The 12,476-nt window shown below is 72.3% G+C and carries 13 protein-coding genes; 3 read left to right on the forward strand and 10 right to left on the reverse strand.

Annotated features, from left to right (window positions below; genetic code table 11):
* Positions 1-76 precede the first annotated feature (76 nt).
* Both OG589_RS25730 and OG589_RS25735 read right to left on the reverse strand, forming a co-directional pair.
* The gene (locus tag OG589_RS25730; RefSeq protein WP_405140326.1) at positions 77-715 is read right to left on the reverse strand and encodes a hypothetical protein; all 639 of its coding nucleotides are present in this window, start codon (positions 713-715) and stop codon (positions 77-79) included.
* 374 nt (positions 716-1,089) lie between these two features.
* Entirely contained in the window at positions 1,090-1,734 is a 645-nt protein-coding gene (locus OG589_RS25735; protein WP_405140327.1) for a hypothetical protein, read from the reverse strand.
* A 93-nt stretch (positions 1,735-1,827) separates the two neighbouring features.
* On the opposite strand from OG589_RS25735, the gene OG589_RS25740 reads away from it, so the two are divergent.
* Genes OG589_RS25740 through OG589_RS25750 form a run of 3 tightly spaced genes read left to right on the forward strand, consistent with a single transcriptional unit; the run spans position 1,828 to position 4,400 of the window.
* Positions 1,828-2,508, forward strand: coding sequence for a response regulator transcription factor (locus OG589_RS25740; protein WP_405140328.1), 681 nt, complete (start codon positions 1,828-1,830; stop codon positions 2,506-2,508).
* Between the two features lie 52 nt (positions 2,509-2,560).
* Positions 2,561-3,967: a sensor histidine kinase gene (locus tag OG589_RS25745; RefSeq protein ID WP_405140329.1), complete on the forward strand. Its 1,407-nt coding sequence runs from the start codon at positions 2,561-2,563 to the stop codon at positions 3,965-3,967.
* Between the two features lie 46 nt (positions 3,968-4,013).
* Positions 4,014-4,400 carry a PepSY domain-containing protein gene (locus tag OG589_RS25750; protein ID WP_405140330.1) on the forward strand — a complete coding sequence of 129 codons (387 nt, stop codon included), beginning with the start codon at positions 4,014-4,016 and terminating at the stop codon, positions 4,398-4,400.
* Between the two features lie 174 nt (positions 4,401-4,574).
* Here the strand turns inward: OG589_RS25750 and OG589_RS25755 are convergent, their stop codons facing one another.
* The 8 genes from OG589_RS25755 to OG589_RS25790 all read right to left on the reverse strand — a co-directional run bounded on the left by OG589_RS25755 (position 4,575) and on the right by OG589_RS25790 (position 12,436).
* Positions 4,575-5,321 (reverse strand): HNH endonuclease family protein, encoded by a 747-nt coding sequence (locus tag OG589_RS25755; RefSeq protein WP_405140331.1) that lies wholly within the window; start codon positions 5,319-5,321, stop codon positions 4,575-4,577.
* Positions 5,322-5,592: 271 nt separating this feature from the next.
* Complete coding sequence (locus OG589_RS25760) at positions 5,593-5,970, reverse strand: phosphomannose isomerase type II C-terminal cupin domain (protein WP_405140332.1); 378 nt, start codon at positions 5,968-5,970, stop codon at positions 5,593-5,595.
* A 130-nt stretch (positions 5,971-6,100) separates the two neighbouring features.
* Positions 6,101-6,859, reverse strand: a complete 759-nt coding sequence (locus OG589_RS25765; protein WP_405140333.1) for an SDR family NAD(P)-dependent oxidoreductase — start codon at positions 6,857-6,859, stop codon at positions 6,101-6,103.
* 28 nt (positions 6,860-6,887) lie between these two features.
* Positions 6,888-9,176, reverse strand: a complete 2,289-nt coding sequence (locus OG589_RS25770; protein WP_405140334.1) for a tetratricopeptide repeat protein — start codon at positions 9,174-9,176, stop codon at positions 6,888-6,890.
* Positions 9,177-9,269: 93 nt separating this feature from the next.
* A complete protein-coding gene (gene dapF / locus OG589_RS25775; protein ID WP_405140335.1) occupies positions 9,270-10,109 on the reverse strand; it encodes a diaminopimelate epimerase in 840 nt (279 codons plus the stop codon).
* An 11-nt stretch (positions 10,110-10,120) separates the two neighbouring features.
* On the reverse strand, positions 10,121-11,038 hold the full coding sequence (gene miaA, locus OG589_RS25780) for a tRNA (adenosine(37)-N6)-dimethylallyltransferase MiaA (RefSeq protein ID WP_405140336.1): 918 nt from the start codon (positions 11,036-11,038) through the stop codon (positions 10,121-10,123).
* A complete protein-coding gene (locus OG589_RS25785; protein WP_405140337.1) occupies positions 11,038-11,565 on the reverse strand; it encodes a methylated-DNA--[protein]-cysteine S-methyltransferase in 528 nt (175 codons plus the stop codon). Before OG589_RS25785 ends, miaA begins: the two co-directional genes overlap by 1 nt.
* Positions 11,566-11,686: 121 nt before the next feature.
* Positions 11,687-12,436: a class III extradiol dioxygenase subunit B-like domain-containing protein gene (locus tag OG589_RS25790; protein ID WP_405140338.1), complete on the reverse strand. Its 750-nt coding sequence runs from the start codon at positions 12,434-12,436 to the stop codon at positions 11,687-11,689.
* Between the last annotated feature and the right edge of the window lie 40 nt (positions 12,437-12,476).

Here is a 12,476-nt window from a genome sequence, read left to right on the forward strand (position 1 = left end):
CTGGACACGACTCAGGGAATCGTTTCGGTGCACTGACTTTCCGGACCCAGGTGACGATGGCAACGACGCCGAGGGGTCAGGGACGCCGGGCAAGGACTTCGCCGACTCTGCTGTGACGCTCGACCATGACGGCGAGGCCCGTGTCGATGTAGCGGAGGCTTTCTAGGATCGCGTCATGGTCGGCCACCAGATGACGATGGTGGATCGGGCAATGATGTGCGATCTTGTTGCGGAAGACGCGGAGGAAGTCGAACCTGCGATGGAGGTCACGGCGGCGACCGCGGTAGCCGGGGAAGGCCTGGTACAGCGCTGGGCGCCATAGTCGCTGGTCGTAGTTGTTGCCAGGTCCGAGCAGGGACACGTAGAAACCGAAGGGAAGTTCGTCGGCGATCTGCTGCGGGTCCGTGGGCAGCCCCGAGCGCCGAAGTTGATCCGTCGCCTCCGCGATCTTCCGGCGGGCACCGTAGTGCAGATCCGCCCGTGGACTGGCCCACCAGTCCCGCTGCCCGAACAGCGTGACGAGTTCCTTGGTCATGACGCTGCGCATCGACACCTCCAAATACTGCAACGGCCCGTAGAAAGCTTCGGAGATCTCGGTGTTCCAGCAGTGCAGGCGCAGCGCCGCGACCGGATCGCCAGCGCATCGAAGCTCGTACTCGGCCAGGCGTGACGGTGAGAGAAAGTCGCGTAGCCGCCTGGCTTCGGCTTCTCGCATCCTGACCGCCTTCCGATGTGCCGTGGTACGCTCGCGTCATAAGCCCCGGTGATGCCTCTGCTCAGCACGCAGCCGGGGCGCAGCCTTTTCTGGGCGATGTCCGATCTCACCATGCACGTGACCGGTCGCGTAGGCCGATTCAGGTATTCGCCAGCTCAGCTTGATGCCGGTCACCGCCGGCGTGGCCATGCCATTACGTCGGCGGCGCTCCGGCGCCGTCTGGCCCCGGCGGTCGGCAGGGTGAATCGAGTCCGGGTGCCGATACGACCACAGGTGGAAGCTGTACTTGCCGCAGCGGAACGCAGCTGGATCCCAGTCGAGAAGCGCCCGTACTGGACGTGCGGCGGGCCGGAGTCACCCGAAGCGGAAGGCGCTCAGTCGTTCTTGATCGTGGCGATGGGGTGGTCGTTCGAGCAGTGGATCTCGATTTCGGTGCGGGCGTCTCCGCCCTCGAACCTCACGCGCACCTTGTCACGCGGGCCACGCTCCGCGTCCTTCACCTCGTACCCCTGAGCCGGGGTCCAGGACCGCAGGGTCACCAGCCCGCCCGCGCATCGGGCAACCACGGCCCCGCCCCGCGCCGAGAACACCTTGGTCTGCCCTTGGGCGGCGCCGGCGGACGGTGGGGCTGGAGCGGACGCGGAAGGGCTCGCACCAGCGGATCCCGTACTAGAGGGCGACACCGACGGTGCCTCCGATCCGTCCGCCGAGCCGGACCCCGAGCCGGACCCCGAGCCGTCCCCCGAGCCGGACCGCGGGCCGGACCCCGAGCCGGACCGCAGGCCGTCCCCCGAGCCGTCTTCTGAGGAGGACGGTGAGCCGTTGCCTGCGGTGTCCCCCGAGGGTGACGGCGATGGTGCGGCGTCGAGGGCGCGGCGGACCTCGGCGGGTGAGAGGGCACGGGAGGCGGAGCCGGTGATCGACTCACCGAGGAAGGCGGTCACCACGACGCCTGCGCCGGTGGCCACGAGGCCGACGACCAGCCATCCGGTCACGACGAGAAGCAGGCGCCGGTTCATGCCCTGATCCTCCCTGACCCTCTCCTAAGACCGGGTTAAGCGCACCATAACGGGCTTATGCCAACAGCACCGGAGCCGTTAGCGTAACCGCCCATGGCCAATGTCCTGCTCGTCGAGGATGACGCGACGATCCGTACCGCCCTCATGAGAGGGCTGCGTGAGCGCGGTCACGCCGTGTCCTCCGCTCCGACCGCGCTCGACGGCCTCCGGCAGGCCGTCTCTGAGCGTCCGGACCTCGTCGTGCTCGACCTCGGCCTGCCCGACCTGGACGGCACCGAGATGCTGCGCATGCTCCGGGCCGTCAGCCGGGTACCGGTGATCGTGGCGACCGCCCGGGACGGCGACACCGAGATGGTCCGCCTGCTGGACGCGGGGGCCGACGACTACGTGGTCAAGCCCTTCAGCGCCGCCCAGCTCGACGCCCGGGTCCGCGCCGTGCTGCGCCGCACCGCCGACGGCCGTACGGACACCTCGGTGACCGTGGGCGGCCTGCGGCTGGACCCGCGCAGCCGCGAGGCCGTCCTCGACGGCACCCCGCTGGACCTCACGCCACGCGAGTTCGACCTGCTGCACTACCTGGCCACCCGCTCCGGCGAGGTGGTCACGAAGCGCGAGCTGCTCACCGAGGTCTGGCAGGTGCCGTACGGCGGGGCCGACAAGACCGTGGACGTCCACCTGTCGTGGCTGCGCCGCAAGCTGGGCGAGACCGCGCAGGACCCCCGCTACCTGCAGACCGTACGCGGCGTCGGCGTCAAGCTGGTCGACCCGTCATGAGGCGTCGGCTCACGCCGCTCACGGCGACAACCAGTGGAACCATCATGAAGCGATGGCTCACGGCGACCGCCACCTCGCTGATGCTGGCCGGGCCGTCATGAGGCGGTGGCTCGCGTTGCTCGTGGCGGCCACCACGTCGCTGGTGCTGATCGCCCTCCTGGTCCCGCTGGCCCTGCTGGTGCGCGCGCTGGCCGAGAGCGGTGCGGTGACGCAGGCCAACTCCGAGGCGCAGTCGGTCGCGGCGTCCGTCGGCACGGCCGATCCCGAGGGCCTCGCGCTGACCGCCGAGCGCACCTCGGCGTCGAGCGGCCACGCCATCACCGTGTTCCTCCCCGGCGGCGCCGTCGTCGGCTCCCCCGCCTCGCGGTCGCCGGCCGTGGAGCTGGCCGCGCGCGGGCAGAGCCTGTCGGCGCAGACTCCCTCGGGCCTTGAGGTCCTCGCCGCCGTGCAGGGCCTTCCCGGCGGTACGGCCGTGGTGCGCGTCGCCCTCGGCGAGGAGGACCTCCGCCACGGGGTCCGCGAGGTGTGGATCGGCATGCTCGTCCTCGGGCTCGCCCTGATCGGTGTCGGCATCTTCGTCGCGGACCGCCTGGCGCTCGCCCTGACCCGGCCCATGACCGGGCTGGCCCGCGTGTCCCACCGGCTCGCCGCCGGAGACCTAGCAGCCCGGACCACGCCAGGCGGCCCTGTCGAGGTGCGCGACGTGGGGCTCGCGCTCAACCACCTGGCCGGACGGATCAGCGACCTGCTGGCCGAGGAGCGGGAGACGGCCGCCGACATCTCCCACCGGCTACGCACCCCGCTGACGGGGCTGCGGCTGGAGGCCGAGTCGCTGGCCGACCAGGAGGAGGCCGCACGGCTCGGCAGCCGCGTCGACGCGCTGGAACGCGCTGTGAGCTCGGTGATCACGGACGTACGCCGCCGGTCGCGGGAGCACGCGAGCTGTGACGCGGTGGCGGTCGTGGCCGAGCGGGTCACCTTCTGGTCGGTGCTGGCCGAGGACCAGGGCCGGCCGGTGGAGCTGGACCTTCCCCAGGGGCCGCTGACGGTCGCCGTCAGCGCCGCCGAGCTGTCCGCCTGCGTTGACGCCCTGCTCGGCAACGTCTTCGCCCACACCCCCGAGGGCGCCTCCTTCACCGTACGGCTGACGCCCACCGCGCCCCAAGGCGTACGCGCTGGACCGTCCGCGCCCGAAGACGTACGCGCTGGACCCCAAGGCGTACGCCCTGGACCCGCCGCGCCCGGGGGCGTGCGGATCGAGGTCGCGGACTCGGGGCCGGGGTTCGGGCTCAGGACGGACGCGGCGAACCCCCTCGAACGGGGCCTCAGCGGCGCGGGATCGACCGGGCTCGGCCTGGACATCGCCCGCCGGACGGCCGAGGCGTCGGGCGGTTCGCTGTCACTGGGCACCGCGCGGGGCGGCGGCGCTCTGGTCGTCCTGACCTTAGGAGCCCCTTAACTTTGCCGAAGCGCGGGCTTAGGGCGCCTCCGGCGAATGTGGGGACATGACGAAAACACAGAGCATCGGCAAGGCAGCCAGACTCACCATCGCGGGCGCCGGAGCGATCGCCGTCCTCACCACCGGAGCCGTGGCGGCCTCGGCCGCGACCCAGCTCTCCACGCCCGCCGCCGCGACCTCCACGACCGCGACCGCGGCGACCGCGACCACCGGCACCGTCAGCTCCTCGACGGCGGCGATCACCTACAGCCAGGCGATCAGGATCGCCAAGAAGCGGGTTCCCGGCGCCCGGGTCACCGAGGTCGAGCGCGAGTGGGAGCACGGCTACCGCGTCTGGAAGGTGGAGCTGAAGAAGCGCCACGCCGAGTACCGCGTCTACATCTCCGTGAAGACGGGCAAGATCATCAAGTTCCGCCAGAAGCACGACGACTAGCAGGTCCCGCCGTGCCGTGGAGGGCAGAGGGGGCCCGCCACGGCACGGCGCACGTCACGGCACCGCGTACATCCCGGGGTACATCAGCTCACGGCGCAGCGTGCGTCGCGGCGTACGCGGCACGACGCACGTCCACAGCGCACGTACCGGACCGCGTAGTCGTGCAGTGCGGTGTCAGGCGCACTGGGCCAGCATGGCGTCCTTGTCGGGGGCGGTGACCGGGAGCTCGTACTTCAGCGCCACCTGTGCGAAGCGCACGGCGTAGGAGCAGCGGATCACCTTGGACGGGGGAAGCCAGGTGGCCGGCCCCGAGTCGCCCTTGGAGGAGTTGGCCGAGCCGTCGACCGGCATGAGGTTCAGCGGGTCGTTGGCGATCTGGACCCGCTTGGCCTTGCTCCAGCGCGACGCGCCCATCTGCCAGTCGTAGGAGAGCGGCATGACGTGGTCGATCTGGACCTCGGAGGCCTTCTGCTTGGTCCAGTCGATGGTCTTGCCGGTGTAGGGGTCGTGAAGCGTCATCGAGACAAGGACGCATTTCGATCCCGAGCGGTATTTCAGGCCGTCGCCGTCGCGTGCCAGGATGTCGTTCCTGGTGTCGCAACCGTTGTGCGCGAACGGGATGTCTTCGGCGTTGTCCGCCCACGCGTACCCGAACTCGTCCCGGGCGTAGCCGGTCTTGGGGCCGCGCCCCTTGGTCGGCACCTTCTCGATCAGCTTGACCGCCGCGGCGCGGTCCTTGGCGGACGTGATCGCGGCGAGGCCGCGCTCGGTGCCCTTGGGATTGTCCAGGGGGACGACACCGGTGGAATCGCCACCCCCGCCACCGTCCCCGGACCCCATGTCACCGCCGGCGGCACCGGCGCCGTTGGCGTCGATTGGGCCGCATCCCATCAGCATGACGGCCGCCGCGACTCCGGCCACGAACGCGCGAGATCCACGCAGGCGCACTGCCACCCCCAGGTAAAGAAAAAGTAATACCTAGGTATAGCAACTACCCCCGAAAGCCGCGATTACGGCAAAGCCCCGGAGAAAGCGGCCAAGCCCAGGTACATCGGACAAATCCTCGGGGGGAGGCATGCGGACGGCTGTCATAGCCGGGGTACAAGCAGCCGGACCCGCGCGATACGGGATCCCCGTCGCGATCAGGGCGACGGGCTCGCGGGCCGAAGGAGGAAAGCGGAACTCCGGGCCGTCAGGCTCTGCCGTAGGCGTCGTCGAGGCGCTCGATGTCGTCCTCGTCGAAGTGGCCGAAGGCGACCTCAAGAATGCGCGTCGCCGGGCCTGAGGAGCCGAGCCGGTGCGTCTGCCCCGCGCGGATCAGCACCCGGTCGCCCACCGACGGCTCGACGCGCTCGCCGTCGATCTCGAAGACCGCGCCGGGGTCGAGGGCGACCCATAGCTCGTCGCGGTGCTTGTGCCGCTGGAGGCTGAGCCGCTGCCCGGGCGCGACCTCGATGATCTTGACGGTGGACGTCTCGTTGTGGGTGTACCGCTCGAAACCACCCCACGGGCGCTCGTCACGGACCACTGCGGCAAGCCGGTCGATCTCCAGCACATGCCCTCCCAACACCAGGTAAATGTAGGTGCGACTCTTCCACAGACGGATGAAGGATGTGTGACCCGGACGAAACCGTCGCGCCACATCCGGGAGACGCCTCGGCCCGCGAGTGCCCTCACCGGCCGGGCACGGCGCGCCGGGATCATGTTGCCAGGAACCCGCCGTCCACGGGCAGGGCCACGCCGGTGACGTACGAGCCCGCGTCCGAGGCCAGGAAGACCGCGGCGGCCACCAGTTCGGCCGGGTCACCGGCCCGCCCCATCAGCACGCGGCGCTCAAGCTGCCGGTCGAGGTAACCGGGAAGGTAGGTGGCGGTCATCTCGGACTCGAAGAACCCCGGCTCCAGGCAGTTGACCCGGATGCCGCGCCGCCCGGTCCACTGCTGGGCCAGATCTCTGGTCAGCCCCACGATGGCCGCTTTCGACGCGCTGTAGGCCGCCTGCGGCAGCCCCGCCGTGGACTCGCCGAGCACGCTGCCGACGTTGACGATGGACGACCCAGGACGCATGACCTTCGCGCAGGCCTGGGCCATCCAGTACGAGCCGTGCAGGTTGACGTCGACGACCCGGCGGAACTCCTCGGGGGTCTCCCGCAGCGCGGGCACGGCCGTGCCGGCCCCGGCGTTGTTGACCAGGATGTCGACGCCTCCGAGCTCGGTGACCGCGGCGTCCACGAGGGCCTGGCAGTCGCCCGGACGGGTGACGTCGGTGACCACCGCGACGCAGCGGCGCCCGGTCTCCTCGACCAGACGCCGCGTCTCCGCGAGCCCGCTCTCGCGACGGGCGCCGATCACAATGTCGGCGCCCGCCTCGGCCAGGCCGCGCGCGAAGGCCACGCCCAGCCCCGAGGAGGCCCCGGTGACGACGGCGACCTTGCCGTCGAGCCTGAACCGCTCAAGCACCACGGCCCCCTGACACCGGACGGGGACTCTAGAGGCCGTACTCCTTGGTGATGCGCTCGTGCCGCTCGACCTCGATGCCGGCGCTGCGCGCGAGGTCGAGCCAGGCCAGCGGGTGGCTCCACCGCTCGGTCGCGTCGTCGAGCAGGGCGTCGACCTCGACCGGCTCGACCCCCGGCGGCACGGCGATCCAGCCGTAGACGCCCTGGAGCCGCTCGCCGGTGGTGGGATGGGAGACCGAGTAGTTCTCATCGCTGTAGACCCACATGGGCCAGCCGCGCTCGGCCATCACCTCGTTGAACTCGGTCCAGTCCTCCTCGCTGGGAGCCGCGCCGTCGAAGAACCAGCTCGTGTAACCGCCCGGGCGCAGCAGTGCCACGCCGGCGAACGGGATGACGTAGCTCTCCTGCTCCTCGGCGCCCTCGGGCACCGGCTCCAGCGGCCGGGGGTCGATGACGACGATGTCACCGGCGTTGTAGTCCATGCCGCGGGGCTGCGGGATGAGCAGCCGGGCGGTGGCGGGACCGGTGCGCAGGGCGAGGACCTCGCGCTGGCTGCCGTCGGAGACCGGCAGGACGACCCGGACGAGGTGCCACTCCTCCTCGATCGGGCCCTCGGTGGTGTCGAGCTGCATGCCGAGCTTGGCGGCGCCCTCGCGGACGAGCGGCCAGTCCTCGGAGGCGGTGGCCATGACGATCATGCGCCAGATGTCCTCCTCCTCGCCCTCGCCCGACTCGACCAGATCGCGCAGGATGGCCGCGCCCTTGGCGTTGTCGCCGAGCTGCTGGGCGGCGCCCGCCAGCAGGCGACGGGCCTCCAGCGCGACGAGGCCCTGGGCGCCCGCCGCGAGCGACTGCTCGGCCTCGGAGGTGGTCTCGGCCCACCGCTCGCGTGCGCGGTGCAGCCGGGCCAGCGCGAGGTGCGAGGTCGGCGCCGGAAGCATGGCCGCGAACCGCTCCACCCGCTCGTCCTGCCCCGCCTCGACCAGCACGCCGGTGAGGTAGGCGACGTCCTCCTCCTCGGCGGCGGCCGGGTCGGCGTCCTCGACGATGGTCTTCCACAGGATGTCGGCGCCCAGCGGCGCGTACCCGAGGAAGCCCAGCGTCGTGGTGTGGCGGCGCGTGGCCTCGATGTCGGTGCCCGACAGCGGCCAGAGCCAGCCCACCCAGCGCTCGGGGTCGGCGTTGTGGCCGTCGGCGGCGTCGAAGTAGGCGACCAGCTCGTCCTGCGGGCCCGGAGCCGGGAGCGGCGTGGCGGCGTCGGCGGCGGCGCGGAGCGCGGTCACGCGCTCGGACAGCCCCTCGGACGTGCGCAGCTCGCCCGCCCAGGACTCGGCCAGGTCGGCCAGCGCGCGGGCCTGCCACACGCCCTGCCGCGCCACGGCGAGCTCACCGGCGATGAGGGCCAGCTCGACCCGCCCGCGGTTGACGCCCATGGTCTCGAAGTAGGTCATCCACTGGCGAAGGACGCGGCCGAGCTGCCAGGTGTTGCTGATGACCTCGCCGAGCAGCCGCACGGCGCGCGCCCACTCGACCCAGTCGCGGGGGTGGTCGCCGACGACGTCGAGGTCGGGGAGCGCCTCCAGCGCCTGCGCCGGACTGCCGGCCGTGGCGAGCACCAGCGCGCGCAGCACGCCCTCGCGGTGCTCCTTGGCGACCGGGTCGTCCGCGGGGAACTCCTTGGCGGAGTCGAGCTCGGTGAGCGCCTCCTGCGTGCGGCCGGCGGTGAGCAGCGCCCGCACGCCCGCGGCGGCCAGCTCCCAGCTGACCTGCCCCTCGGCGCCCCTGCGGCCCGCGACGGCGGACTCGTAGTAGGTGACGGCCTGCTCGGCCTCGCCCGCGTCCGACAGCGCCGCGACGTACTGCGTGACGAGCCCGCAGAAGGCCGGCGAGCCGGGCTGCACGCCCTCCAGGGCGGCGCCGAGAGCGGCGAGGCGCTCGGCGGCGTACCCGGGGCCGTCGATGTTGGCCTGGCAGACGGCGAGCGCCTCCACCGCGGCGGGAACGGAGGGGCAGTCCTTGGTGTCCGCGCGTCGCGCGAACTCCAGCAGGGCCTCGGCGTCGCCGAGTGCCACCGTGCCCTGCGCGCGGTCGCCGATGCGGCTGACCAGGTGCCAGTGCCGGGCGAAGAGCTCAAGCCACGGCAGCTCCATCGACTCGGCCTGCTGGGCGACCGCCGGCGCCATCACGTCGAGCTGGGCATACCGGCCCTCGAAAGCCTGCGCGGGCAGGTCGCCCAGCGCGATGGCCAGCCCGGTGTTCCCCGATTCGGCCAGTTGCCGTTGGGTGTCTGAGACCCAGGCCCAGATGTCCACGTCCATGGCACGCCAGTCTGCCAGTTCACAGAGCATGCCCCAAACATGCGGGCGGTGCGGTGAACGAGCGGGTGGGCCGGAGCGTTCGCCGGGCGCCGGTCAGGAGTGCGCGAGCGCGGGGAGATCTCCGGAGGCCACCAGCACAGCGGGGCCGGTCAGAAGGCTCGTGTGCCCGTCGAGGGTGACCGAGAGGATGCCGCCGGGCACCTCGACGGCCCAGGTGCCGGTGCGCTCTCCCGCGAGATGCGCCGCCGCCACCGCCGAGGCCACCGTGCCCGTGCCGCACGATCGCGTCTCGCCGGAACCGCGCTCGTACACGCGCATCACCACCCGGCGCTCCCCGACGAGGTTGAGCAGCTCGATGTTGACGCCGTGCGGGAACACGGCGGGGTCGAAGCCGGGCTGCGCGGTCAGGTCTAGCTGGGTCACCGGGTCGCCGGTGACGCAGGCCAGGTGCGGGTTGCCCACGTCGACGACCAGCCCGGCGTACTCGGCGCCGCCGACGGTGGCGAGGCTCTCGCCGAGCACCTGAGGCGCGCCCATGTCGACGGTGACGTCCCCGGTGCGCGCGAGCCGTACGCGGCGGACGCCGGCGCGGGTGACGACGTCGAACTCTCCCGGCTCGGCCAGCCCGGCGTCCACGAGGTAGCGGGCGAAGACGCGCAGGCCGTTGCCGCACATCTCGGCCACGCTGCCGTCGGCGTTGCGGTAGTCCATGAACCACTCGGCGCCGTGCGCCCGGCCGGGCTCGCGGTCGGCGATCTCGGCGGCCTCCGCGCTCAGCTTGGCGGGCACGACGTGCAGCACCCCGTCGGCGCCGATGCCGGAGCGCCGGTCGCACAGCGCCGTCACCAGCGACGCGGGCAGGTCGAGGCTCCCGTCACGATCCGGAAGGATGACGAAGTCGTTCTCTGTGCCGTGGCCCTTTAGGAAACGCATGTCACCGAATCTTACCCCGCGACCAGCTCCAGAGCCTGTTCGAGCAGGTCAGGGGCGTCGAAGGGCAGCCATCTCACCCGAGGGTCGCGCCGGAACCACGACTCCTGGCGGCGGGCGAACCTGCGGGTCGCCCTGACGGTCTCCTCGCGGGCGCGGTCCTCGGTCCACTCCCCCGCGAGGAAGCGCAGCACCTGGGCGTACCCGAGCGCCCTGCTGGCCGTGCGACCGCTCGCGAGCCCCTGGCCGGCGAGGACCCTCACCTCCTCGACGAACCCCGCCTCCCACATGCGGTCGACCCGGACGGCGATGCGCTCGTCGAGCAGGGGCCTCGGCACCTGGACGCCGATCTGCACGCTCTCGTAGACCGCGTCGTAGGACGGCATCGTGGCGGAGAAGGGCCGGCCGGAGAGCTCGATCACCTCGAGCGCGCGCACGATGCGGCGGCCGTTGCTCGCCAGGACGGCCTCGGCCGCCACCGGGTCGAGCTCCTTGAGACGCTGGTGGAGGGTCTCGGGACCGGCGACGTCGAGCTCGGCCTCCAGCCTGGCCCGGATGCCGGGGTCCGTGCCGGGGAACTCCAGATCGTCCAGGGCCGCGCGGATGTAGAGGCCGGAGCCGCCCACCAGGATCGGCACCGCTCCCCTGGCGCGCAGGCCGTCGATCAGCGGGCGGGCCAACCGCTGGTACTCGGCGACGCTCGCCGTCTCGGTCATGTGCCAGACGTCGAGGAGGTGGTGGGGGACGCCGCGGCGCTCGGCGGGCGAGAGCTTCGCCGTGCCGATGTCCATGCCCTGGTAGAGCTGCATGGAGTCGGCGTTGACGGCCTCGCCTCCGAGGCGCAGTGCGAGGTCCACGGCCAGGTCGGACTTGCCCGCGGCGGTCGGCCCGACGACGGCCACGACCGGCGGCCCGCCGTACTCGCGCTCCACTACAGCTCCCAGTCGAGGGTCGGCGGCAGGTAGCCCTCAAGGGTCAGCAGCCAGCGCTTGGAGTCGACCCCGTCGCCGCCGCTGAACCCGCCGAGCCCGTTCCCCGCGACGACGCGATGGCACGGGACGATGATCGGGACGGGGTTGCTGCCCATGATGGACCCGATGGCACGGGCGGGCACGCCCGCGCCGCTGGTCTCCGCCAGGTCGCCGTACGTCGTCACCTTGCCGTACGGGATCGTCTCGTACAGCGTGCCGAGGACCCGCCGTTGCAGCGTGGACGCCAGCCGCCAGTCGACGGGCACGGTGAACCTGCGCAGCTCGCCCGCGAAGTAGGCGGCCAGCTCCTCCCGGGCGTGAGCCGTACGGGCCGGATCGTCCACGGCGGGCAGGCCGATGCGGCCGAGCAGCTTCCGCCGGGCGGCGTCGCCGTCGCGGAACCCCGTCGCGACCACGCCGTCCGGGGTGACGGCCGCCAGCACGTCGCCGAGAGGCGTCGGCACGCTGCCGAAGGCGACGTCTACCATCCGATCATGTCCAATCGCGCGCTGGTCGTCGGCGCGGCGAGTGCCGCGCCCGTCCTTCCACCGTAACCACGGCCGGGGGTGGTCCCATCCCGATCCCGCCGGCCCGCCTGATGACCACGGGTCACGACGGATCGCGCCGGCTCCAGCGGGCCACCAGGTAGCCGACGCCGTAGGGCGCGCCGTCGTAGAGCAACTCCCCGAGGAACCCGCTCCCGGAGTCCTCCTGACCCGCTCCGGCCGCGTGGCCGGTGGCTTCGCGACCCGCCAGGGCCGCGCCGGCGAGGACCTGGAACGCCGCGCGGCCCGCCACCCACAGCTCGGCGGCCTCCTCGGGGTCGAGGTCCGCCAGTGCCGGTGCGTCCGCGCCGCCCAGCGCCCGTGCGAGCGCCTCGTTGTACGGAAGGGCGCCGGGCTCGAAGTAGCCGGGTGACTTCACCGTGAGCCTGGCCGAGCCGTCCCCCATGACGAGCAGCGCGACCCGCCGCCCGCGACCCGCCAGAGCCGCGCCGAGCCGCGAGCACGCCTCGACAGGGGCGTCGGCGGCCACCGCCTGGTACCCGGAAGGGGCGCCTGACCCGGCGAGATCCAGGAGCAGGCGGCCGATGGTCAAGGAGAGCGGGAGCACCGGATCGCCCGGCCCGACGCGGACGGCGGCGCCCCAGGGGGCGAGGCTCCCGCCCGCGTCCGGCCCGTACGAGCGCGTGGCCTCGGCGTCGCCCACCACGACCAGCGTGTCCGGCCGGGACGCGGCCAGCGACCGGATCGCGGACGCGCAGGCGTCGCGCAGGTCGTCGAGCTCCGGCGCCGCCGCTCCCGCGACCTCGGGGGCGATCAGCGGGGGATGCGGGCAGACGGCCGCGGCGACGAGCACAAGATCAGGCTAACGCCACCCGCCCGCCGGCCGGACCGGG

Source organism: Sphaerisporangium sp. NBC_01403 (assembly GCF_045040145.1).
GTDB classification, from domain to species: Bacteria; Actinomycetota; Actinomycetes; order Streptosporangiales; family Streptosporangiaceae; genus Sphaerisporangium; species Sphaerisporangium viridialbum.

What these genes read in the sequence shown, in the direction of transcription:
- OG589_RS25730 (WP_405140326.1), bottom strand. Translation starts at nt 715, where the DNA reads ATGCGAGAAGCCGAAGCCAGGCGGCTACGCGACTTTCTCTCACCGTCA.
- OG589_RS25735 (WP_405140327.1), bottom strand. Translation starts at nt 1,734, where the DNA reads ATGAACCGGCGCCTGCTTCTCGTCGTGACCGGATGGCTGGTCGTCGGC.
- OG589_RS25740 (WP_405140328.1), top strand. Translation starts at nt 1,828, where the DNA reads ATGGCCAATGTCCTGCTCGTCGAGGATGACGCGACGATCCGTACCGCC.
- OG589_RS25745 (WP_405140329.1), top strand. Translation starts at nt 2,561, where the DNA reads ATGGCTCACGGCGACCGCCACCTCGCTGATGCTGGCCGGGCCGTCATG.
- OG589_RS25750 (WP_405140330.1), top strand. Translation starts at nt 4,014, where the DNA reads ATGACGAAAACACAGAGCATCGGCAAGGCAGCCAGACTCACCATCGCG.
- OG589_RS25770 (WP_405140334.1), bottom strand. Translation starts at nt 9,176, where the DNA reads ATGGACGTGGACATCTGGGCCTGGGTCTCAGACACCCAACGGCAACTG.
- dapF (WP_405140335.1), bottom strand. Translation starts at nt 10,109, where the DNA reads ATGCGTTTCCTAAAGGGCCACGGCACAGAGAACGACTTCGTCATCCTT.
- OG589_RS25785 (WP_405140337.1), bottom strand. Translation starts at nt 11,565, where the DNA reads ATGGTAGACGTCGCCTTCGGCAGCGTGCCGACGCCTCTCGGCGACGTG.